At 71.7% G+C, this 21,044-nt stretch carries 19 protein-coding genes; 9 read left to right on the forward strand and 10 right to left on the reverse strand.

The window, feature by feature from the left end; genetic code table 11:
• The first annotated feature begins 6 nt into the window (after positions 1–6).
• Positions 7–867, forward strand: coding sequence for a 3-hydroxybutyryl-CoA dehydrogenase (locus PUR53_RS20600; RefSeq protein ID WP_329900667.1), 861 nt, complete (start codon positions 7–9; stop codon positions 865–867).
• 121 nt (positions 868–988) lie between these two features.
• On the opposite strand, the gene PUR53_RS20605 is transcribed toward PUR53_RS20600, so the two are convergent.
• Positions 989–1,687, reverse strand: a complete 699-nt coding sequence (locus PUR53_RS20605; RefSeq protein ID WP_329909216.1) for an alpha/beta hydrolase — start codon at positions 1,685–1,687, stop codon at positions 989–991.
• 211 nt (positions 1,688–1,898) lie between these two features.
• Positions 1,899–2,795, reverse strand: a complete 897-nt coding sequence (locus PUR53_RS20610; protein ID WP_329909218.1) for an AraC family transcriptional regulator — start codon at positions 2,793–2,795, stop codon at positions 1,899–1,901.
• A 128-nt stretch (positions 2,796–2,923) separates the two neighbouring features.
• On the opposite strand from PUR53_RS20610, the gene PUR53_RS20615 reads away from it, so the two are divergent.
• Positions 2,924–3,703 carry an MBL fold metallo-hydrolase gene (locus tag PUR53_RS20615; protein ID WP_329909219.1) on the forward strand — a complete coding sequence of 260 codons (780 nt, stop codon included), beginning with the start codon at positions 2,924–2,926 and terminating at the stop codon, positions 3,701–3,703.
• Positions 3,704–3,821: 118 nt separating this feature from the next.
• Here the strand turns inward: PUR53_RS20615 and PUR53_RS20620 are convergent, their stop codons facing one another.
• Genes PUR53_RS20620 through PUR53_RS20635 form a run of 4 tightly spaced genes read right to left on the reverse strand, consistent with a single transcriptional unit; the run spans position 3,822 to position 8,843 of the window.
• The gene (locus PUR53_RS20620; protein ID WP_443080335.1) at positions 3,822–5,489 is read right to left on the reverse strand and encodes an ABC transporter ATP-binding protein; all 1,668 of its coding nucleotides are present in this window, start codon (positions 5,487–5,489) and stop codon (positions 3,822–3,824) included.
• The gene (locus tag PUR53_RS20625; protein WP_329909221.1) at positions 5,486–6,304 is read right to left on the reverse strand and encodes an ABC transporter permease; all 819 of its coding nucleotides are present in this window, start codon (positions 6,302–6,304) and stop codon (positions 5,486–5,488) included. Before PUR53_RS20625 ends, PUR53_RS20620 begins: the two co-directional genes overlap by 4 nt.
• Positions 6,301–7,314, reverse strand: coding sequence for an ABC transporter permease (locus tag PUR53_RS20630; RefSeq protein ID WP_443078276.1), 1,014 nt, complete (start codon positions 7,312–7,314; stop codon positions 6,301–6,303). The genes PUR53_RS20625 and PUR53_RS20630 overlap by 4 nt, the downstream gene beginning before the upstream one ends.
• Positions 7,311–8,843, reverse strand: a complete 1,533-nt coding sequence (locus PUR53_RS20635; RefSeq protein WP_443080337.1) for an ABC transporter substrate-binding protein — start codon at positions 8,841–8,843, stop codon at positions 7,311–7,313. Before PUR53_RS20635 ends, PUR53_RS20630 begins: the two co-directional genes overlap by 4 nt.
• Before the next feature lie 300 nt (positions 8,844–9,143).
• Between PUR53_RS20635 and PUR53_RS20640 the strand changes: the two genes are divergently transcribed.
• From PUR53_RS20640 to PUR53_RS20660, 5 genes are read left to right on the forward strand one after another with little or no spacing between them, the layout of a single operon-like run.
• A complete protein-coding gene (locus tag PUR53_RS20640; RefSeq protein ID WP_329909224.1) occupies positions 9,144–10,133 on the forward strand; it encodes a TauD/TfdA family dioxygenase in 990 nt (329 codons plus the stop codon).
• The gene (locus tag PUR53_RS20645; protein WP_329900675.1) at positions 10,130–11,158 is read left to right on the forward strand and encodes an ornithine cyclodeaminase family protein; all 1,029 of its coding nucleotides are present in this window, start codon (positions 10,130–10,132) and stop codon (positions 11,156–11,158) included. The genes PUR53_RS20640 and PUR53_RS20645 overlap by 4 nt, the downstream gene beginning before the upstream one ends.
• On the forward strand, positions 11,155–12,504 hold the full coding sequence (locus PUR53_RS20650) for a Y4yA family PLP-dependent enzyme (protein WP_329909225.1): 1,350 nt from the start codon (positions 11,155–11,157) through the stop codon (positions 12,502–12,504). Before PUR53_RS20645 ends, PUR53_RS20650 begins: the two co-directional genes overlap by 4 nt.
• A gap of 13 nt (positions 12,505–12,517) precedes the next feature.
• The gene (locus PUR53_RS20655; protein WP_329900677.1) at positions 12,518–13,603 is read left to right on the forward strand and encodes a cysteine synthase family protein; all 1,086 of its coding nucleotides are present in this window, start codon (positions 12,518–12,520) and stop codon (positions 13,601–13,603) included.
• A gap of 40 nt (positions 13,604–13,643) precedes the next feature.
• On the forward strand, positions 13,644–15,062 hold the full coding sequence (locus PUR53_RS20660; protein ID WP_329909226.1) for an MATE family efflux transporter: 1,419 nt from the start codon (positions 13,644–13,646) through the stop codon (positions 15,060–15,062).
• 55 nt (positions 15,063–15,117) lie between these two features.
• Here PUR53_RS20660 and PUR53_RS20665 read toward each other — a convergent pair whose 3' ends face one another.
• Positions 15,118–16,257: a PucR family transcriptional regulator gene (locus tag PUR53_RS20665; protein ID WP_329900679.1), complete on the reverse strand. Its 1,140-nt coding sequence runs from the start codon at positions 16,255–16,257 to the stop codon at positions 15,118–15,120.
• 86 nt (positions 16,258–16,343) lie between these two features.
• On the opposite strand from PUR53_RS20665, the gene PUR53_RS20670 reads away from it, so the two are divergent.
• Both PUR53_RS20670 and PUR53_RS20675 read left to right on the forward strand, forming a co-directional pair.
• On the forward strand, positions 16,344–17,399 hold the full coding sequence (locus tag PUR53_RS20670) for a ferredoxin reductase (RefSeq protein WP_329900680.1): 1,056 nt from the start codon (positions 16,344–16,346) through the stop codon (positions 17,397–17,399).
• 7 nt (positions 17,400–17,406) lie between these two features.
• Positions 17,407–18,525: a fatty acid desaturase family protein gene (locus PUR53_RS20675; RefSeq protein ID WP_329900681.1), complete on the forward strand. Its 1,119-nt coding sequence runs from the start codon at positions 17,407–17,409 to the stop codon at positions 18,523–18,525.
• Between the two features lie 10 nt (positions 18,526–18,535).
• On the opposite strand, the gene PUR53_RS20680 is transcribed toward PUR53_RS20675, so the two are convergent.
• Genes PUR53_RS20680 through PUR53_RS20690 form a run of 3 tightly spaced genes read right to left on the reverse strand, consistent with a single transcriptional unit; the run spans position 18,536 to position 21,034 of the window.
• Positions 18,536–19,426: an SMP-30/gluconolactonase/LRE family protein gene (locus PUR53_RS20680; protein WP_329909228.1), complete on the reverse strand. Its 891-nt coding sequence runs from the start codon at positions 19,424–19,426 to the stop codon at positions 18,536–18,538.
• Positions 19,427–19,451: 25 nt separating this feature from the next.
• Entirely contained in the window at positions 19,452–20,417 is a 966-nt protein-coding gene (locus tag PUR53_RS20685) for a sugar kinase (protein WP_329909229.1), read from the reverse strand.
• Entirely contained in the window at positions 20,414–21,034 is a 621-nt protein-coding gene (locus PUR53_RS20690) for a bifunctional 4-hydroxy-2-oxoglutarate aldolase/2-dehydro-3-deoxy-phosphogluconate aldolase (RefSeq protein WP_329909230.1), read from the reverse strand. Before PUR53_RS20690 ends, PUR53_RS20685 begins: the two co-directional genes overlap by 4 nt.
• Between the last annotated feature and the right edge of the window lie 10 nt (positions 21,035–21,044).

Genomic DNA, 21,044 nt, shown 5'->3' on the forward strand with positions numbered 1-21,044 from the left:
CCTCCAATGGATCCCGTCACCCGTCTCGGCGTCGTGGGCTGCGGCCTCATGGGCTCCGGCATCGCCGAAGTCGCCGCCCGCAACGGCATCGACGTCCGTGTGGCCGAAGCCGGCCACGACGCCGTCGAGGCCGGCCGCCGCCGTATCACCGCCTCCCTCGACCGCGGTGTACGGCGCGGCAAGCTCACCGAACAGCAACGGGACGAGGCCCTCGCCCGTCTGTCCTACACCCATGACCTCGGCGACCTGGCCGACCGTCAGTTCGTCATCGAGGCCGTCGCCGAGAACCGCGCCGTCAAGACCGACGTCCTGCGGACCCTGGACAAGGCGCTCGAAGACCCCGCCGCGATCCTGGCCACCAACACCTCCTCGATCCCCGTCGTCGATCTGGCCGTCGCCACGGAGCGGCCCGCCCAGGTCATCGGCATGCACTTCTTCAACCCCGTGCCGGTGCAGCGGCTGGTCGAGCTGATCCCGGCCCTGACCACCGACCAGGAGACGGTGCGCCGCACCCTCGACCTGGCCCGGCAACTGGACAGACAGGCCATCCAGGCACCCGACCGCTCCGGATTCGTCGTCAACGCCCTGCTCGTGCCGTACCTGCTCAGCGCGGTACGGATGGTGGAGTCGGGCGCCGCCCGCCCGGACGACATCGACCAGGGCATGGAACTCGGCTGCGCCCACCCCATGGGCCCGCTGCGCCTGCTCGACCTCATCGGCCTCGACACCGCGCAGGCGGTGGCCGAGTCGATGTACGAGGAGTTCAAGGAGCCGCTGTACGCACCGCCCGCCCTGCTGCGCCGCATGGTCGCCGCGGGCCACCTCGGCCGCAAGAGCGGCCGCGGCTTCCACATCTACGACGCCTGAACCCCATCCGGCGGGAGCAGCCGGCACCGCGACGGCCATCAGCGACGGCTCAGCCGACCCGTTCGCCCGCGGCCCGTAAGTCGTGCCGGTCCCGTCGCTCCACCGTGCGGGCGCGCCGCGTTCATCCGGCGGTGCGGGCCCTTGCGCACGCTTCGGCGAGGACGATCTCCACCGCGCCGGCGTGGGACAGGTGCGGGGAGTGCCCGGAGGGGATACGCACGCTGTGGGTGGCCCGCGCAGCCCACTGCTCTTGGACCGCGGGCGGCAGCGCCGGGTCCTCGGTCGCCACGATGTACGTCAGTGTGACCTGCCTCGGCCCGGCCTCCAGCTTCTCGGTGAAGGCGCGCACGCCCTGCCAGTTGAGCCGCTTGACGGCCTCGGCGGTCAGGACGGGGTCGACCCCGCTGAAGATGGACTGCTCCGCGTCGCCCGCCTTGACGGCGAGGCCGTCGGGAGAGCGGTTCCAGGTGGGCGGGAAGTCCCCGCCCATCCACTCCATCATCGAGGTGCCGGGTTCCAGCGCGAAGGCGGCGATGTGGACGAGTTCGGCGACCCGGTCCTCTTCGGCGGCGGCCCAGGTGGCGGGCACACCCCCGTAGGAGTGCGCGGCGAGCACGACGGGCCCGTCGACGGCCCTGATCGCGGCGCGGACCTCGGCGACGTCCTCGGTGAGTCCCTGGGCGGCGGCACTGTCGGGGTTGCTGCTGGGCAGTTGCACGGCGCGGGAGGCGATACCGCGGGCGGAGAGCCGCTCACGCAGCGGGTCGAAGATCCACGGGGTGTGCATCGCGCCGTGGACCAGTACGACGGTCGGGTTCATCAGGTGCGTCCTCAGATACGAGCGGTGGTGCGGGTGGTCGGCTGGGCATGCGTGGCGTCGCGGTCGAGAGCGGTGTCGACGGCACGGGCTCCGCCCGCCACAAGCGATCTCCACCTTTTCCTCTTGCGATCCGGTCCGGCAAGGTAGAAGGAGGACCCGCCATGGTCGAACGACGACACGCACGGCAGAGCGCTTCCTGCTGTTCGGCGGCCTACCGAGGGTGACGGAAGGCGCCGGGTGTCATGCCGGTGTGGCGGCTGAAGAACTTCCCGAAGTTGGTGGCTTCGACAAAGCCCAGTCGGCGGGCGATGGTCGCCACCGGTTCGTCGGTGTGGGCGAGCAGCCGCTGGGCCTCCAGGGCGACGCGGGCGTCGATGACATGTTTGACGGGCTGTCCGGTGGCGGCGACGCAGGCGCGGGTGAGGGTCCTGACGGTGTAGCCGAGGCGGTGGGCGTAGTCGGCTGCGCGGCGCGTGGTGGCGTAGGAGCGCTCCAACTCGGCCCGGAATCGGGCGTACACGTCACCGCCTGCGCTCGGGTCACCGCTGCCCTCGGGACGCGGCAGCCGCTCGACCTCCAACAGGACAGTGGCCAACAGCAGTTGGAGGATCTCCGCCGACACGGTCGCTTCCGGACGGTCGTACTCGGCCCGCAACTGGCCCAACAGGGTGGACAGCACCGCGTACTGGGAGCCGGCGCCCAACTGCCAGCACCCGGGCCCGTACCACTCCTTGACGAGCCGGTCGGCGCTGCTGCTGTGGGGCGGGAAGGCCGACGTGAACAGCAGGTGCGTGCCGTTCGCCGTGCCCGGCCGGACGAAGCGCTGGACCTGGCCCGGTCGGACCCACAGCAGGGTGCCGGGGCGGCAGGGGTAGGTCACGAAGTCGATCGCGTGTTCCCCGCTGCCCTCCGTGATCAGGGTGAGGGTGTGGAAGTCCACCCGGTGCACCAGATCGGGCCGTCTTCCCCTGCGCCGGCGCCGCTCGTGCAGGGTGGCGAGATCGATGATCTCGAAGCCGGGGACCCGCTCCTCGGGCGGGTGGAAACCGAGCCGAAGGATGGCGCCGCCCCGGGAGGGATCGCCGTCACCGCGGTCCACGGGAAGCATCTCGATCTCCCGATGTCCTCGATTTACCATGCCGCGTCTTCAGCGTATCTCGTCTGCCTGCGGCTTCACGGTGAGAGTAGAGGACATCAAGGCGGCGCGAAGCCGCTTCCACCGCAAGGAGAACCCCGATGAACGGCACGGTCACGGTCCTCGACAAGGGCGCGGTCCGCATCCACAGCTATATGTCCCCGGCCGACACCTTCCACACCACCACCCAGCTGATCGAGACCCCGGCCCGCATCATCGCGATCGACGCCCAACTGCTCCCCGCCTACGCCGACGAGGCCGTCACCTGCGCCAAGGGCCTGGGCAAACCGCTGGACCGGCTCATCGTCACCCACGCCCACCCGGACCACTACAACGGCGCCGCCCGCTTCGGTGTCCCTGTGCACGCCCTCCCGCAGGTGCGCGAGCAGATCATCGCGCGAGGCGACAGCCACCTGCCCACCGGCCTGGTCATCCCCCTCACCGACTTCACCCCGACCGTGGACCTCACCCCGGGCACCGAGGTCATCGACGGCGTCCCCTTCGTCTTCGAGGCCGTCTCCGGCGGCGAGGCCGCCGACGAACTGCTCATCAAGCTGCCCGAGCAGAGCGTCCTGATCGCCCAGGACCTCGTCTACAACGACGTCCACCTCTACCTGGGCAACAACGACATCACCGGCTGGCAGCAGGCCGTCGACGCACTGGCCGCCGAGTCCGGCTACGACACGATCCTCGCCGGCCACGGCCTGCCCACCGGCCCGGACATCTACGAGGACGTCCGCCGCTACCTCGCCGACGCCCGCGAACTCCTCGGCGACGACGGCGAGGCGTACAAGAAGGCGATCGTCGACCGATACCCCGCACACGTCGGCCCGTTCATCATCGACATCGCCAACCGGTCCCTCTTTCCCACCGCCGGTTGAGCGCCACCGGCCTGCCCCGCCGCACCAAGATGTAGTGGGTCCAGTTGATGTGTCGGCGCGGTGAGCCCCGGCCGTTCGCGTAGTGATCGTCTTCGTGGGGCGCGATGATCTCTCGTCGTCAGGCCGTCCCCGCCGGTGTGCGCAGGAGAGCCTTGGTCGCGGAGTGCCGGGGGGCGGTGAAGATGTCGGCCGTGGGGCCGGATTCGACCGTGCGGCCCGCGTCGAGGACGGTGACCGTGTCGGTGCGGTCGGCGATGAGGGGCAGGTCGTGGCTGATGAGGACCAGGGCCGTACCGCGTTCCTCGCGCAGCCGGACCAGCAGGTCCATGATCGCCTCGGCGGTGGTCGCGTCCAGCGCGGAGGTGACCTCGTCGCAGATGAGGACGTCCGGGTCGGCCGCGAGGGCCCGGGCGATGGCCACGCGCTGGCGTTGTCCGCCGGAGAGTTCGTGCGGATAGCGGTCGGTGTACGAGGGGAGCAGGCCGACCTGTTCGAGGAGATCCGCCACGCGGGCGGGTATCTCACCGGTCGGGCAGCGGCGGTGCAGCCGCATCGGCCTGCCGATCGCGTCGCCGACCGTTCGACTGGGGTTGAGCGCACCCAGCGGGTTCTGCGTGACCAGTTGGATCCGGCGGCGCTGTTCGCGTCCGCGGCCGCGCAGGCCGGTGCTCAGCGGCATCCCGTCGAGGCTGATGGTGCCGGAAGTGATCGGTTGCAGGCCCACCACGGCGCGGACCAGCGTGGTCTTGCCGGAGCCGGAGGTGCCGACGATGCCGGTGGCGGCGCCGGGAGCGAGGCGGAGGGCGACGCCGTCGAGGGCCGGGGTTACGGAGCGACGGCGGCCGAAGGTGATGCGGAGGTCGTCCACCGCCAGGAGGGGTGCGGTGGAGGGGGTCGCCCCCGCCGCCCCTGCCCGTCCCGTCCTCCAGGGGCTGTGCCTCTTCGACCCCCTTGCGCCTGAGAGCTCGGGGAGTTCGGTTGCTTTGGCGGGTGCGGCTTCGTGGGGGCTGGTCGCGCGGTTCCCCGCGCCCCTGACGGGGCGCGGGCTTGGCGTCGCCAGGTCCACCACCTCGTCCGCGATCCGCTCGACGAGTTCACGGTCGTGGCAGGAGAGGGCGATGGCGAGTTGGTGCTCGCGGGCGAGGTGGCGCAGCAACTCGCCGATGTCGTCGCGGAGTTCGGGGTGCAGTCCGGCGGTCGGCTCGTCCAGGAGGAGGATCCGGGGGCGGCGGGACAGGGCGCGGGCGAGGGCCACGCGGCGCTGTTGTCCGCCGGAGAGGGCGGCGGGGCGGCGTGCGGCGAGTCGGCCCTCGTCGTCCGGGAGCCGTACCTCCGCGAGGAGGGCCCGCACCGCCTCCGGGGTTCCGTCGCCGGAGAGTTCACGCAGCAGGGAGCGGACGCGCATCCGGGGGTTCAGCCCCGAGCCCGGGTCCTGGCCGACGTAGGCGAGGCGTTCGCGGCGCAGGGCGCGCAACTCCCGCTCGGACAGGGCGAAGACGTCCTGCCCGAAGACCTCGACGCGCCCGGCGGTGCGCCGGGTGCCGGGTGGTAGGAGGCCGGTGAGGGCGCGCAGCAGCGTCGTCTTGCCCGAGCCGGAGGGGCCGGTCAGGGCGAGCAGTCGTCCTGGGCGGAGCACGAGATCGGCGTTCTGCAGCAGGGTCCCGCCGTCGGGGACCGAGACGGCGAGGTCCGTGACTTGAGCCACCGGAGTCACCTGAGCCACCGGGGTGGCCGGGGATGCCGAGGGGTCGTCGTCCTTTCGGTACCGGTCGGGTGCGTGGCTCACAGGACGGTCACCGCCTTCCGGCCGGTCTGCGGGGCGAGGGCGGCGGCCGCGAGGTTGACGCTGAGGGCGAGCAGACCGATGGCGGCACTGGGGGCGACGACGGCCCAGGGGTTGAGGAGGATGCCGGAGGAGTTCTCGCGGATCATCAACGCCCAGTCGGCGGCCGGGGGTTGGGGTCCGACCTGGAGGAAGCCGGCTGTGGCGACGAGGTAGACGGCGGCGACGAAGCGCAGGCCGAACAGGGCGAGGAGGGTGGCCCGAAGGTTGGGCAGCACCTCACGCAGCACCAGGTACCACAGCCGTTCGCCCCCCGCCGCCGCTGCCTCGACGTATCCGGAGGCGGCGACCGGTGCCGCCGCGCCGGCCGCGAGTCGCACCGCGTACGGCACGCCCAGGGCGACGGCGGCGGCGATCACGGCGAGTCGGCCGCCGTCCGGCCAGGAGAGGGTGACGAGGAGGATGCCGAGCACGGCGGGCAGCAGCATCAGCACGTCGGCGAGCTGTTCCACCAGGCGTCCGACGCGGGGCCGCAGCGCTCCGATCGCGCCGAGCACCGCCGCGCCGCCGGTGACGAGGACCGCGACGAGCAGTGAGGAGAGGACCAGGTCACGGCCCCCGGCGAGCAGCCTGCTGAGTACGTCGCGGCCGAGCTGGTCGCCGCCGAGTACGGCGTCCGCGCCGGGTTCCGCGTACGGCGCGGCGACCGGGGCGTCGATGGCGTGCGGGGCGAGCCAGGGCCCGGCGAGGGCCAGGCAGAGGAGGAACGCGGCGGGCAGCACGCGCAGGGCTGTCGTCGCCCAGGTCCGGGGGGTCATCGGCGCACTCCGGCCGTCAAGTCCCGTACCAGGTCGGCCAGCAGCAGTACGCCGGTGATGACCGCGCCCGCGAGGGCCGTCACCCCGGCGATGACCGGGCTGTCGCGGTCGGTGACCGCGGAGGCCAGGACCGAGCCGATGCCGGGGTAGTTGAAGATGGTCTCCACTACGACGGCGCCGCCGAGGAGCATGCCGGTCGAGGTGGCGAGGCCTGCGGTGATGGTCGGCAGCGCGCCGGGCAGGACGTGGTGGGTGAGGACGCGGTGGGGCGGCAGCCCGTCCAGGACGGCGGTCTCCACGTGGGGGGCGCGGGCCTCGTCGGCGAGGGCGGCGCGCACGATGCGCACGTTCCAGCCGACCTGGGGGACGGTCAGGGCGAGCGCGGGAAGGATCAGCATGGTCCAGTCGGCGGGGGTTCCGTCGGCGTCGGCGAGGGTGACGGCGGGCAGCCAGCCGGTCCACAGGGACAGCACCAGGACCAGGGCCACGGCGACCACGAACTCGGGCAGTGCGAGGACCGCGGTGGCGGTGCCGGACACCGCCCGGTCCACGCGCCCGCCTGGCCGGAGCGCGGCCCAGCAGCCGAGAGCGAGTGACAGTACGGCGGTGAGCAGCAGCGCGATCCCGCCCAGCAGCAAGGTGTTCGGAAACGCCGTCGACAGCAGGTCGGTGACCTGCTCGCCGCGTGCCGACGTGCCCAGGTCTCCCGTGGGCAGGCCGCTCATCCAGTCCCAGAACCTCTCCAGGACGGGCCGGTCCAGGCCCAGGAGTTCGCGCCGCTGCTGGAGGTCGGACCCGCTCTCGCCCCGTTCGGAGGTGGCGGTCGCCGCGTCGCCGGGGAGCAGCTCGACGGTGAGGAACACCAGCGCGAGCAGCACCGCCAGCAGCACGGCCCGTTTCAGGACGACGGCGCCGACGCGGGCGAGCGGCAGGAGGACGGGAGCGCGGGTCGGCCGGGCCCCCTCCGCCGTGGGAGGGGGCCCGGCCGGTGCGGCCGTGTCAGGGCTCAACGGGCCAGCCACGCCCGTTCGAGCTGGACCCTGCCGTAGCCGGGCAGTTCGGGCAGTCCGTGGACCTTGGGTCCGGCGAGGTCGATGCCGTCGGCCATGCCCCACAGGAGGTAGCCGGAGCTGTCGTACTCGATCTTCTGGAGTTCCTTCAGCAGCTGGGTGCGCTCGGCCGCGGCCGGGGTGCCGATGGCCTTCTCGTACGCCGCGTCGAAGTCCTCGTTCTTCCAGCCGGCCTCGTTCTGGCCGCTGTCGGACACCATGGTCTTGCTGGCGAAGAAGACGACGGAGTCGTTGGTGCCCCAGTAGGTGGTGTAGAGGTCGCCCTTGAGCCAGGTCTTGTCCCAGAAGGTGGCGGATTCCTGCTTGACGACCTTGACCTTGACGCCGGCCTCGCGGACCTGGGTGGCGAAGAGGGTGGCCGATTCGGCGAGGCCGGAGATGTCCTCGGTGGTGTACAGCTCGTAGGTCTTGGAGGTGTCGAACTTCGCCTCCTTCAACAGCTGCTTGGCCTTGGCGAGGTCGCGGGTGCGCTGCGGGAGGCTCTTGTCGTAGGCCGGGTCGCCGGTGCCGAGAACGTCGTTGGCGACGGTGCCGTAGCCGGAGAGGACCTGCTTGACCATGGCCTCGCGGTCGACGGCCAGGCGCAGCGCCTCGCGGACCTTCGGGTCGGCGAACGGACCGTCAGCGGTGCGCATGACGATGGGCATCGCCATGTCGTTGGGACGGCGTACGGTCTGGATGTCCTTGCGGCTCTCGGCCGTACGGGCGGCCACGGCGCCGACGTTGGAGGCGAGGTCGATCTGGCCCGCGAGCAGGGCGCTCGCCATGGCCTGCGGGCTCTCGAAGATCTTGACCTCGATGGCGTCGAGGTGCACGTCGCCGCCGTACCAGCCGTCGTTGCGGACGAGGCGGGCGTTGCCGCCGCGGAACCAGTCCAGCTTGAAGGGGCCGGTGCCGGGGGCCTTGGCTATGTCCTTGTCCGAGGTGCCCTTGGGGATGACGAACGTGGTGAGGCGGACCAGCAGCGGGAGTTCGGCGTTGGCGTAGTCGGAGACGATGACGACGGTGTCGGCGCCCTCGGCGGAGATGTTCTTCTCCTGGATGCCGGGCAGTCGCGAGGCACCCGAGGGGGTGGCGCGCAGGCGCTTCAGGGAGAAGACGACGTCCTCGGCGGTGACCGGTGAACCGTCGTGGAACTTCGCGCCCTTGGCGAGGGTGAACCGCCAGGTCTTGAGGTCCGCGGAAGGCTTCCAGCTCGCGGCGAGGCGGGGCTCGGTGTTGGGCTTGGTGCCGGGGACCGTGAGGGTGTCGTAGATCAGGCTGAGGATGAGGTAGTCGCTCTCGTTGGCCTGACTGCCGTGGGGGTCACGGGTGATGGCCCCGGCCCGTCCGAGCGCGCCGACCCGCAGGGTTCCGCCCTTGACCGGCTTGGCCGAACCGCCGGTGGCGGACGCGGTCGGCTTTTCGTCGCTGCCGCCGCAGGCGGTCAGCAGGGCACCCGCGCCGATGGCGCCGCCGACCCAGAGCATGTGACGTCGCGTCAGCTCCACTTGTTCCTCATTTTCCCGCAGTTGGCTTGATTTGCTTAGCCTTACCTATCCTGTGCGGCATCTGTGTGACAAGCCCCCGAAGAGTGTGACATAGATCAAACTTAGGTAAGCCTTGCCTACTACCCAGTGTGTCTCTATGTTTCCGGAGGGCTACCCGGCGCCGCGTCCGACCACGCGGCCCGCCCCGGGGAAGCCTTCTTCGCCATGCCCGTAGAGCTCTTCGCGACCCCCCGCACCCTCCCCCGCACCCTCCCCCGCACCGGAACGGACGGATCCCCCATGCCCACGGGAATCGCCCCCGTACGCCTGCTCGATCCCGACTCGGCGGCAGAGCTGATCGCAGCCGCCCGCACCCTTCTCACCTCGCACGACGGCTCGGCCACCGCCCCCGGCCTGCTGGCCGAAGTCCCGGCCGTCGCCGCCTCGTTGAGCGACTCCATACGCCACGCCTGCCGCCCGGTGGACACCCCTGACGGCCTCTTCGTGCTGCGCGGCCTGCCCGTCGACGACGCGGCGATCGGCCCCACCCCCGGCCACTGGTCGACCGCCGGGAATGCCGGCGCCGTATACGACGTGGTCCTTCTCCTGCTGTCGACGGTGATGGGCACCCCCATCGCCTGGGAGGGGCAGCAGGAAGGCCGTTTCGTCCACAACATCGTGCCGTCGCCCGGCCACGAGGAGGAGCAGACCGGCGCCAGCAGCAGTGTGCTGCTCAGCCCGCACACCGAGGACGCCTTCCACCCGGGCCGTGCCCACCTGCTGGTCCTGGGGTGCATGCGCAACCCCGACTCCGTCGCCACCACGGCCGCCGGCATCCGCAACGTCGAACTGTCCGACTCCGACGTGGAGTTGCTCACCCGCCCGGTGCTGCCGATCCTGCCGGACGACGCCTACGAGGAGGCGCAGGGCTACGCGGGCGAACCGCCGGCCGTGCCCACACTGTGGAAATCGGAGGAGGGCCTGACCCTGCGCTTCGACCCCGCCTACACCCCACTGGAGAAGGCCCCCGAGGACCACCGCGCCGCGTACGGACGGCTGGAGGACGGCCTCGCCCGGGTCAGCGTCGCGGTGAGCCTGGAACCCGGTGAGGTCCTGGTCGTGGACAACGACCTGGTGGTCCACGGACGGGTCCCGTTCAAGGCGCGCTACGACGGCACGGACCGTTGGCTGAAACGTTCCTCCGTGCGGGTGAGGGACCGCCGCACCCGGCCGCCCGCCGAGCAGGCGGAGCACGGCTACGGCCAGGCCGCCGTGGAGGCGCACGCATGACCGACACCAGCATCCAGTCGAGCGAGGAGGGCGCCGTGGCACCCGACGACAAGACCCTGCGCGTGCTCAGCACCAGCGACGTGGCCGGTATCGACATCGCGCTGCCCGACGTGGTCTCGGTGGTGGAGCAGGCGTACCGCACCTTGGCGGACGGCCGCTCCGACAACCCGCGCAAGCTCACCGTGAAGCCCGAGGACGGCCACTCCGTCGCCTACGCGATGCTCGGCCGGGACGGGGTGCGCGGCGTCGTCGCGATCAAGACCTCGTACAAGTACGGCCTCCACGAGGACCGCGACAAGCAGCACTACTACACGACCCTGACCCTCTACGACGACGAGACGGGTCTGCCGGTCGCCATGCTCGACTGCGGCCGCGTCGGAGCCCTGCGCACCCCGGCGGTCTCCGCGCTGCTGGCCCGGGAGCTGGCCGCGCCCGGCAGCCGCAGCGCCCTCGTCATCGGCACCGGCACCCAGGGCCGGCTCGCGCTGCCGTTCCTGCTGACGACCCTGCCGGACCTGGAGCGGCTGATGCTCTTCGGGACCCACCCGGACGGCATCCGGGCCGTGCGCGAGCAGTTGCACGTGTACTTCCCCGAGCGGGAGTTGGAGGTCGTGACGGACCTCCGGGCCGCCGCCGAGGACGCCGATGTCGTCCTCGCCACCGCCGGACCGGGCACCCCCGCCTCCGTCGAGGCGGAGTGGCTCAAGCCGTCCGCGCTGTCGGTGCTGATCGGCTACGGCATCGCGCCCTCCACCCTGCACACCGCCGACCGGGTCATCGCCACCAGCGAGGCCCAGATGCGGGTGACGGGGACCGACATGGCGGACGCCGACGGGCAACTCCGCGCTGTGCACGCCGAGTTCCCGGAGGTCCTGGCGGGTCGCGCGGAGGGCCGTACGGATCCCGGGCAGCGGATCTTCGCGTACAACAGCGGGCTCGTCGTCACCGACATCGCCCTCGGCCACCGGTTCGCGCAGCTCGCGCTGGCGCAGGGGCTGGGCACGGCGGTACCGCTGTGGACGTGACGACGAGCGCCCCTCCGTCGCTGGCCGCGCGCACGACGGACGAGGTGCGCTCCCTCCTCGACGATCCGCTGCTCCATGAACTGCACCACGGCCTCGGTGGCCCGTACCACCTGCTGTTCCCCGGGCGGTTCGACGCCAACGCCGCCGCGTTCCGCGAGGCGCTCGCCGAGGCGGGCGTCGAGGGTCAGGTCTACTTCGCCAAGAAGGCCAACAAGGCGGCCGTCTTCGTCGAGCGGGCCGCCGTCCTGGGCCTGGGCGTGGACGTCGCGAGCCACGGGGAGCTGCGCGAGGCGCTGGCCCACGGGGTGCGCGGGGCCGACGTGGTGGTCACCGGACCGGCCAAGTCGGAGCAGCTGCTGCGGGTCGCCGTGCTCCAGGGCTCGCTCGTCGCCGTGGACGCGATCGACGAACTCGACCGCGTCCTGGCGCTCGCGGCCGGACTCGGCCGCACGGCACGAGTACTGCTCCGCCGGCTGCCTCCCGGGCAGCCGCACAGCCGCTTCGGGCTGGACGAGGACGAGTGCGAGACAGCGCTGCGCCGCTGCTCCGCCGGCCCCGTCGATGTGGAGGGCTTCAGCTTCCACCTCTCCGGGTACGACGTCCGTCAACGGGCGGACCTGGCAGGACAACTGGTCCGACTCTGTCTGCACGCCCGGGAAATGGGCCTGCGTGCCGACCGGATCAGCATCGGCGGGGGCTTCGCCGTCGACTACGTGGGCGCCGACGACTGGCGCCGGTTCACCGAGGAGCACCGGCCCGAGCACTACCACGCCGACAAGACCTTCTCCGGCTTCTACCCGTACCACTCCCCCGTCGCCGGCGCCGACGCCCTGCGCGCGGTCCTCGGGGCGACACCGGCCGGTGAACGCGAGCCGTTGGCCCGGCTGTTGAAGGCCGCCGGAGTGCGGCTGCTCGCCGAGCCCGGGAGGGCCCTGCTCGACCAGGCCGGATGCACGGTCTTCGCCGTTCAGGGCGTCAAGGAGCGCGACGGCTACGCGGTCCTCACGGTGGACGGCACCAGCCTGAGTCTGTCCGAGCAGTGGTTCGAGAGTGAGTACCTGCCGGAGCCGGTGCTGGTGCCGCACACCGAGGAGAGCGACGCGGGCCCGTTCCCCGCCTGTGTGGGCGCCGCCACCTGCCTGGAGTCCGACATGATCAGCTGGCGCAAGATCCCCTTCCCGCTGCGGCCGGTCGTCGGGGACCTGCTCCTCTACCTCAACACGGCGGGCTACCAGATGGACTCCAACGAGTCACCGTTCCACGAGCTGGCGCTGCCGCCCAAGGTCGTCATCGAACATCCCTCCGACTCCGTCCGCCCCCGCTGGCGTCTCGACCGCCACCCGTAGGGAGTTCTCCGCCATGAACCGCCAGGACCACGCCTCCCATGCCTCCCCCGCCTCCCACCACCCCCTGTACCGCCCGCCCATCGTCCGCCAGGTCTCCGAACTCATCGGCGCCACCCCGCTGTTCGAGCTGTGCCGCACCGAGAGCGACGTCCGGCTGCTGCTGAAGCTGGAGCAGTTCAACCCGACCGGGACGGCGAAGATACGCATGGCCCGGCAGATGGTGATCGACGCCGAGGAACGCGGGCTGCTGCGCCCCGGCGGCCGGATCATCGAGTCCACGTCCGGCAACACCGGGCTCGGCCTCGCGGTCGTCGCCGCCGAGCGCGGCTACACGTTCACCGCGGTCGTCGACCACCACGCCTCCAAGGACAAACTGCGCGCCATGAAGGCCATGGGCACCGAACTCGTCTACGTGGCCGACGAGGGCGACGACGACCTGGCCACGGCGGCGCGCGAGGAGTTGGCGGAGCGGATGGCCGCCGAGCAGGACAACGCCTACTTCACCGAACAGCACAACAACATGGCCAACGGCGTCGGCTACCACCCGGTGGCACGGGAACTCGACGCCGCGCTGGACGGCCGTATCGACATCCTGATCGGCGCGGTCGGCACCGGCGGCGGGCTCTTCGGCACCGGCGGCGAGCTGCGCAGGACCGTTCCCGGCGTCCGGATCGTCGGCGTCGAGCCCGAGGGCTCCATCGCCTTCGGGCCGCCCGCGCACGACTACCACCAGTCCGGCACCGGCACCCCGGAGGGCGCGACCATCGGCGCCATGGTCGACTACTCGCTCCTCGACGAGGGCGCGAAGGTCGGCGACATCGAGGCGTTCGCCACCGCACGCGCCGTGGCCCGCCGCACCGGGCTGATGCTCGGCGGCTCGGCGGGCGGCGTGGTCCACGAGGCGCTGACCCGGATGACCTCACTGCCCCCGGGGACGACTATGGTCGCCCTGATCAACGACGGCGGGGAGAAATACCTGGACACCGTCTTCGACGACGACTGGATGAGCGCCCGGGACCTGCTCGCCCCCGACGTCGAGCGGGAGGTGGACGAGTTGCTCGCCAAACTCCGTCGCGTCGTACCGGAAGCCCAGCGCTGACACCCCCTCCGTACAGTCCCCCCACATAGGAACGGAACCGATGCCGCCCGTCCTCGCCCGCCTCCTCGGCGACAGCCGCGCCCTGGCGACGCTGGCCGTGCCGCTGGCCCTCACCCAGCTCGCACAGGTCGCGCTGACCACCACCGACACCGTCATGATGGGCCTGCTCGGCACCGAGGCCCTGGCGGCGGGCGGCCTCGCCATGGTGATCTTCAACCAGTTGCGCACCATGGGGGTCGGCATGGTCACCGCCGTCGGCAACCAGGTCGCGGCGGCCGACGCCCGGGCGGAGTCCACGGGCGAGGACGGGAACGGCGCCGACGGCGCGGCCGCCCAGGAGGAGGTCCGCGACCTCGTCCGGGCGAGCCTGCTGCTGTCGACCCTGGTGGGCGTCGCGGGCGCGGTCCTGATGGTGCTCATCGGTCACGCCGTGATCTGGCTCGGCCAGGACCCGGACGTGGTCGACGCCGCCAAGCCCGTCCTCTACACGATGGCGCCCGGCCTGATCCCCTGCCTGTGGTTCCAGGCGATACGCCAGTTCACCGTCGGCATGCGCCGCCCCCAGGCCCTGCTGCGGATCACCCTGGCCTCGATCGCCGTCAACGCGGGCCTCAACTGGGCCTTCATCCACGGCACCTGGATCTTCCCCGAGCTGGGCCTGCCCGGCATCGGCCTGGCCACCAGCCTGGTCTACGCCCTGTCCTGCCTCGCCCTGTACCTCTCCGCCCGGCGCGACACCCGACTCGCCCCGGTGCTGTCCCTCGCCGTCTGGAAGACCCGCCCCGCCACCCTGCGCAGACTCACCGGCCTCGGTACGCCGATCGCGGCCACCTACGGCTCCGAGGCGGGCTTCTTCTTCGTCGTCGCCCTCTTCGCCGGCAGTTTCGGAACGGCGGCCCTGGCCGCCCACACCGCCGTCAACCAGCTCGTCTACATCGTCTTCCAGATAGCCGTCGGCCTGTCCCACGCCGCGTCCATCGGCGTCAGCCGGGAGCTGGCGCTGCGCAACCTGGACGCCGCTCAGCGCCTGAAGACCACGGCTCTGGCCTGCGCCGGCGCTGTCATGGCCGTGGTGGGTGTGGTCTACGTGACCGTGCCGGGCCTCGTTCTCGCGCCGTTCCTCGACAGCGGTGACGACCGGGCGGTCGAGATCGCCACGCAGTTGCTCCTGGTCGCCGCGGTCCTGCAGTTCTTCGACTGCACCCAGAACATCGGGGTCGGTCTGCTGCGCGGCCTCGACGACACCCAGGGCGGTTTCCGCGTCACCCTCGTCGGCTACTGGCTCGTCGGCCTCCCCGCCGCCGCCCTCCTCGGCCTCACCACCGGGCTCGACACCCTCGGCATCTGGCTCGGCCTCCTCACCGGCCTCGCCACCACGGCCGTGCTCCTGCTGCGCCGCTACAACCAGGGCCTCGGCCGCCTGCCCCACGAGACGGAACCGTCCCCTTCCCGGGCCTGAACGGGGCCGCCCGGGCCGGTCGCAACCGCAGCGCATGCTTGAGTCGCCGGTCACGTCAGCTCGTCCGGAGACCGACCGCCAGCGTCAGTTCGAGGACCCGGTGCGGTGAGGCGAGGTCCGGGAACAGCTCCCGCAGCTGGGACATCCGGTACCGGACGGTCTGGGGATGGACGAACAACGCCGCCGCCACCTCGTCCCGCCTGCCCTGGTGCAGCAGCCACGCCCGCAGCGTCTCCTCCAGCCGGCGTGCGGTCGCGACGGGCAAGGCCCGCAACGGTGCGAGGGCTCGGGCACGCAGGTCCGCCAACGCGTCCGCGTCGGCGCTCAGCACCAGCTCGGGCAGATGGTCCTCGGTGTCGCGGATATCGAAGGAGAGGGAGCGCGCGCGTACTGCCCGTGCGTACGAGGCGGACGCGCGCGTCCATGGCCGGGCCGGGCCGACCACGGCGGTGCGGTCGGTCATCCGCCTCAAGAGATGGGATCGGTCGGCATCGGGGACGAGCAGCACACCGAGGTCGTCCGGCAGATCGTCGAGGACGAGGGTGCTCGGGTCGAGCAGTCGGCAGGCGGGCCGGGCCTGGGCGGCGGGCAGCAGGACGGCGGTCAGCGAGGCCGGAGGCTGCCACGCGGCCCGTTGAGCGGAGGCCAGCAGCACGTCCGGGCTCGCGCCGGAGAGGAGGTCGCGGACGAGTTGTTCCAGGTGACGCTCATGAGCCCGGCCCCGGGCGGCCAGTTCGTCGGCGTGGCCCGCGGCGCTCGCGGCGGAGAGCTCGTCGATGTAGGCGAAGGTCAGCTCGGCGAACTTGGCGACCTCGGCGGCGGGCAGACCCGCGGGTACGGCACCCGCGGCCAGGCAGCGCCAGGCCACGCGGGCGCCGACTCGGTAGGCGCTGAGCAGGGCGTCCATCGAACGGCCGTCGCGCACCTCGCCGCGTCCCAGCTCGTAGGCCGCGTCACCGGCGTCGCCGCCCGTGGCGTTCCCGCTCGCGAGGTCCAGATAGTGCCCCAGGGCGGTGCGGACGGCTCGGCGGATGGTGCCGCCCATGCTGCCCGAGAGGGCGCCCGCGTAGGAAGGGACCTCGTCGATGATCGCCTGGACGACCTCGTCCGCGGTGGTCCTCAGCGCGGCCCGCAGCGCGGTGACCGTCGTCTCGTCCAGGGCCAATTCGTTGGCCCTCTGGATTGCGTGACTCATTTTTTGTTCCCTGCGAACAATTCAACCGATCAGATTCACGTCCTGAGGACAGGACTTTACGCCCTGAGGCACAGCAAGCTGGAGTCATGACGAGTGTGGCCCTGCGCAGCAGGGCGTGGAAACTGCTGGAGATGGTCACGACGCCGCTGGTGCCGTCGGACTACCTCGACCTGGTCAACCCGCTGCGTGCGGGCGCCGACCTGCGCGGGCGCATCGAGGCCGTGCACCCCGAGACGGGTGACGCCGCGACCGTCGTGATCAGACCGGGACGAGGCTGGCGCGGCCACACAGCCGGTCAGTACGTGCGGATCGGGGTGGACGTCGACGGGGTGCGCCTGTGGCGTGCCTACTCGCTCACCTCACCGACCGGCCGCCAGGACGGCCGCATCACGATCACCGTGAAGGCGATCCCGGACGGCAAGGTCAGCAACCACCTGGTCCGCAGGGCGAAACCGGGCACGCTGATCCAGCTCGACCAGGCCACCGGTGACTTCGTGCTGCCCGAGGCCAAGCCCGCCAAGGTGCTCTACCTGACGGCCGGCAGCGGCATCACGCCCGCGATGGGCATGCTGCGCGACACCGAGTTCGACGACGTCGTCATGGTCCACTCCGCGCCACGGCCGCACGACGTGATCTTCCGCGACGATCTGCACGCCCTGGTCGCGGACAAGAAGCTGCGCCTCACCGAGCTGCACACCGACACCGACGGCATGCTCGACATCGCCCGTCTGGACGAACTCGTGCCCGACTGGGCCGAGCGCGAGACCTGGGCCTGCGGTCCCGCGGGACTGCTCGACGCCGCCGAAAAGCACTGGAGCGAGCACGGCGTGCCGGAGCGCCTGCACACCGAGCGTTTCCGCCCCACCATCGTCGCTGCTGGCGACGGTGGCGAGGTCACCTTCAGCACCACCGGCAGGACCGTCGACGCGGACGGCGCCACGCCGTTGCTGGACGTCGGCGAGGAGGCCGGCGTGCTCATGCCGTCCGGGTGCCGCATGGGCATCTGCTTCGGCTGCGTCACGCCGCTCAAGGCGGGGGCCGTCCGCGACCTGCGCACCGGCGAGATCACCGAGGCCGAGCCGGGCGTCCTCATCCAGACCTGTGTGTCCGCCGCGGCGGGCCCCTGCGACATCGAACGGTAGGAGCACCTTGACCGCCATCGACCCCACCGCCCATCTGACCGCGGAGCAGATCGAGGAACTCGGCCGCGAGCTGGACGCGATCCGCGACGAGGTGATCGCGAGCCGCGGCGAGAAGGACGCCGCCTACATCCGCAAGGTCATTTCGGCGCAGCGCAAGCTCGAACTGGTCAGCAGGGGTGTGCTGTTGTTCTCGATCTTCCCGCCCGCGTGGGTGATCGGGACCGCCGGTCTGTCCGTGGCGAAGATCATGGACAACATGGAGATCGGCCACAACATCCTGCACGGCCAGTGGGACTGGATGCGGGACCCGAAGATCCACTCCACCACCTGGGAATGGGATCACGTCTCGCCGGCCGACCAGTGGAAGCACTCGCACAACGAGCTGCACCACACGTACACCAACGTGATCGGCAAGGACAACGACCTCGGCTACGGCATCATGCGCGTCGACGAGGACCAGCGGTGGCACCCGTTCCACCTCGGCCAGCCGCTGTGGAACTTCATCAACGCCTGCTTCTTCGAGTACGGCATCGCGGCGTACGACCTGGAGCTCGGCAAGAACCTGCACAAGCGCCGCCGCAAGAACCCGGAGTTCCGTGCGCGGGCCAGGGCCGTGGGCCGCAAGATCCGCAAGCAGGTACTCAAGGACTACGTGATCCACCCGCTGCTGTCGGGCCCGTCGTTCCTCCCCACGCTCGCCGCGACGTTCACCGCGAACCTGGTCCGCAACCTCTGGACCCACTCGGTGATCATGTGCGGGCACTTCCCCGAAGGCGTGCAGGTCTTCGAGCGCCGGTCGATCAAGGGCGAGACACGCGGCCAGTGGTACCTGCGCCAGATGATGGGCTCGGCGAACATCAGCGGCAGCAAGGCCATGCACTTCATGACCGGCAACCTGTCGCACCAGATCGAGCACCACCTGTTCCCGGACCTGCCGAGCAACCGGTACGCCGAGGTCGCGGTGAAGGTGCGCGCGCTGTTCGAGAAGTACGAGCTCGAGTACGTCACCGGGCCGCTGCCCAAGCAGGTGTTCTCCGCGTGGCACAAGGTCTTCCGGCTCTCGCTGCCGAACAAGAAGCCCAAGGTCAAGACCCCGGACCGCGAGCAGGAGCTCGTCGCGGCCTGATTCCGGCCTGTCAGAGCGCGCCGCGCCAGGAGCAGGCCACCGTTCCCCCGACCGGTACGGGGACGCTGAGTACCGCCCCGGAGGCCGCGGTCGGGTTCGTCACCCCGTACCGGGCCGTGGTGACGAAGAGGCGGTTGGTGTCTCCGGGCAGCAGGCACACCGACGTGGGATGCGGGGCGGGGACGGCCAGGGTGTCGAGGAGGCGGCCGTCGGGATGGTAGCGGCGGACCGCCCCCGCGCCCCACAGCGCCACCCACAGACAGCCCTCCTCGTCGACGGTCATGCCGTCGGGGCTGCCTTCCCCGTCACGTAGTTGGGCGAAGGTCTCGGGGCTGCCCAGGAGCCCGCCCGAGAGGGGGTCGACCCGGCAGCGCAGGACGGTGCCGACAGCCGTGTCGGCGAGGTACATGGTCGTACCGTCGGCGTTGAACGCGGGGCCGTTGGCGATGGTCAGCCCGTCGAGGACGCGCACCACCGTGCCGTCTGGGTCCGCGCGATAGAGGGAGCCCGCGCCGGGGGTGCCGTCGTAGGCCATGCTGCCGGCCCAGAAGCGCCCTGCGGGGTCCGCGACGCCGTCGTTCATCCGGCTGGGGACCGGGGTGCGGTCCTCGGGCCGGTCCAGCCACTCCAGGGCGCCGTCGGGGGTGAGCAGCGCGATGCCGGTGCCCGCGGCGGCGATCCAGCTGTCCGGCCGGCCGGACACCGGGGCGACTGCGCCCAACGGCACGTCGAGACGGGCGAGTCGGGTCGGGCCGGGGTCGTCGCGGCCGTCGCGGCCGTCGCGCAGTTCGAAGAGCCGCCCGCTGAGGATGTCGACGTACACGTACCGCCCGTCGCACCAGCGGCCGCCCTCGGCGAGTTCGTAGGCTCCCTCGACGACGACCGCCGCCGTTGGTGTCATGTTCCTTCTCCTTGAATTGCTCGAATCAGCGGATGGTCGTGCCGTCGGGCTGGTCGAACAGGTCGAGCTCGTCCCGCGCGGGAAGGCCCTCCCAGTCGCCCCGGGTGGCGACGGCGAACGCCGAGGTGGTGACGGCCCGGTGCAGCCGGGCCGGGACGTCCGCGCCGTCGAGGAGTCCGGAGAGGTATCCGGCCACGAAGGCGTCGCCCGCCCCGACGAGATCGACGGCGTCGACCTGTCGCGCCGCGCGGTCGGTCGCCCCGTCCGCGGTGAAGGCGGTCGCGCCGCGCGCGCCTCGTTTCACGACCACTTCGCCGACCCCCTCGGCCAGAACACCGCGCACCGCCTCCGGTTCGTCCACGCCGGGTCGTGCCAGTACGAGCGGTAGTTCGTCCTCGGAGGCGATGAGCAGGTCGATGTGTGCCAGCATCGGCCGGAGGGCGGTGCGGGCGCGGTCGGCGGTCCACAGCCGGGAGCGGTGGTTGATGTCGAGGCATACGGTGATGCCTGCTTCGTGCGCGGTGGCGGCGGCGGTCAGGGCCGCGTCGGCCGCCGTGGGGCTGAGCGCCGGCGTGATGCCGGTCAGGTGCAGGATGCGGGGCCCGTCGGCCAGCGCGGGCAGGACGTCGGCCGGTGCGACGGCCGAACCGGCGGAACCGGTGCGGTAGTAGCTGACGCGGGTGAGCGTGCCCAGGCGGGGCTCGGTCATCAGCAGTCCCGTGGGGCGGCCGGCGTCGTCGGTGACCGCGTGGGTGGTGTCGACGCCCTCGGCGCGCAGGGTGCGCAGGACCAGCGCGCCGAGTTCGTCCGCGCCGACCCGGCCGGCCCAGCGCACCCGGTGTCCGAGCCGGGCCAGACCGATGGCGACGTTGGACTCGGCGCCCGCCACGGACAGCCCGAGGCTGCCGCCGAGCCGGAGGGCGCCGTGGGCCCGGAGCGCGGCCATCGTCTCGCCGAAGGTGACGACCTCGGGCGGAACCGATCTCGTCATGGCCTCCCCCCGGCCGTCACCTTGCGGAACTCGGCTGCACGGTCCCGGAGTCGTTGGAGGTCGCCGCCGTCGGCCGCGTCCCCGACGAGGGGCGATCCGACGCCGACGGCCAGGGCGCCCCGGTCCAGGTAGTCCCGGGCGGCCTGCGTGTCGACCCCGCCGACGGGCACGAAGGGCACCTCGGGGAAGGGGTCGCGCAGGGCCCGTAGATAGTCGGGGCCCCCGAGAACGCCGGGGAAGAGCTTGATCGCGTCGGCACCCCGTGCGAGGGCGGTCTCGATCTCGGTCGGTGTCAGGGCACCCATCAGTACGGGTACGCCGAAGGACACCGGCCCGTCGAGCACGGCCGGAGTGACGAGGTACGACGCGCCGGCCTCCACGGCACGTTCGGCGTCCGCGACCGAGCGCACGGTTCCCGCGCCGAGGAGGGCGTCGGGGCCGAGTTCGGCGCGGGCCTGCCTGATGACGGTCAGGGCGTCGGCGGTAATCAGAGAGACCTCGATGGCCGCGACGCCCTCTTCCGTGAGGGTGCGTACGGTGCGCAGGGCCGCGGCGGGGTCCTTGCCGCGGACGATCGCCAGCAGGCGGTGGGCGCGGAGCGATTCCACCAGGTTCATGGGAGCGGGC

This window comes from Streptomyces sp. SP18BB07, assembly GCF_036322545.1.
In the GTDB taxonomy this organism is placed as follows: domain Bacteria; phylum Actinomycetota; class Actinomycetes; order Streptomycetales; family Streptomycetaceae; genus Streptomyces; species Streptomyces deccanensis.

Coding starts and splice junctions, on each gene's coding strand:
- PUR53_RS20600 (WP_329900667.1), top strand. CDS start 7: ATGGATCCCGTCACCCGTCTCGGCGTCGTGGGCTGCGGCCTCATGGGC.
- PUR53_RS20605 (WP_329909216.1), bottom strand. CDS start 1,687: ATGAACCCGACCGTCGTACTGGTCCACGGCGCGATGCACACCCCGTGG.
- PUR53_RS20610 (WP_329909218.1), bottom strand. CDS start 2,795: ATGCTTCCCGTGGACCGCGGTGACGGCGATCCCTCCCGGGGCGGCGCC.
- PUR53_RS20615 (WP_329909219.1), top strand. CDS start 2,924: ATGAACGGCACGGTCACGGTCCTCGACAAGGGCGCGGTCCGCATCCAC.
- PUR53_RS20625 (WP_329909221.1), bottom strand. CDS start 6,304: ATGACCCCCCGGACCTGGGCGACGACAGCCCTGCGCGTGCTGCCCGCC.
- PUR53_RS20635 (WP_443080337.1), bottom strand. CDS start 8,843: ATGCTCTGGGTCGGCGGCGCCATCGGCGCGGGTGCCCTGCTGACCGCC.
- PUR53_RS20640 (WP_329909224.1), top strand. CDS start 9,144: ATGCCCACGGGAATCGCCCCCGTACGCCTGCTCGATCCCGACTCGGCG.
- PUR53_RS20645 (WP_329900675.1), top strand. CDS start 10,130: ATGACCGACACCAGCATCCAGTCGAGCGAGGAGGGCGCCGTGGCACCC.
- PUR53_RS20655 (WP_329900677.1), top strand. CDS start 12,518: ATGAACCGCCAGGACCACGCCTCCCATGCCTCCCCCGCCTCCCACCAC.
- PUR53_RS20660 (WP_329909226.1), top strand. CDS start 13,644: ATGCCGCCCGTCCTCGCCCGCCTCCTCGGCGACAGCCGCGCCCTGGCG.
- PUR53_RS20665 (WP_329900679.1), bottom strand. CDS start 16,257: ATGAGTCACGCAATCCAGAGGGCCAACGAATTGGCCCTGGACGAGACG.
- PUR53_RS20670 (WP_329900680.1), top strand. CDS start 16,344: ATGACGAGTGTGGCCCTGCGCAGCAGGGCGTGGAAACTGCTGGAGATG.
- PUR53_RS20680 (WP_329909228.1), bottom strand. CDS start 19,426: ATGACACCAACGGCGGCGGTCGTCGTCGAGGGAGCCTACGAACTCGCC.
- PUR53_RS20685 (WP_329909229.1), bottom strand. CDS start 20,417: ATGACGAGATCGGTTCCGCCCGAGGTCGTCACCTTCGGCGAGACGATG.
- PUR53_RS20690 (WP_329909230.1), bottom strand. CDS start 21,034: ATGAACCTGGTGGAATCGCTCCGCGCCCACCGCCTGCTGGCGATCGTC.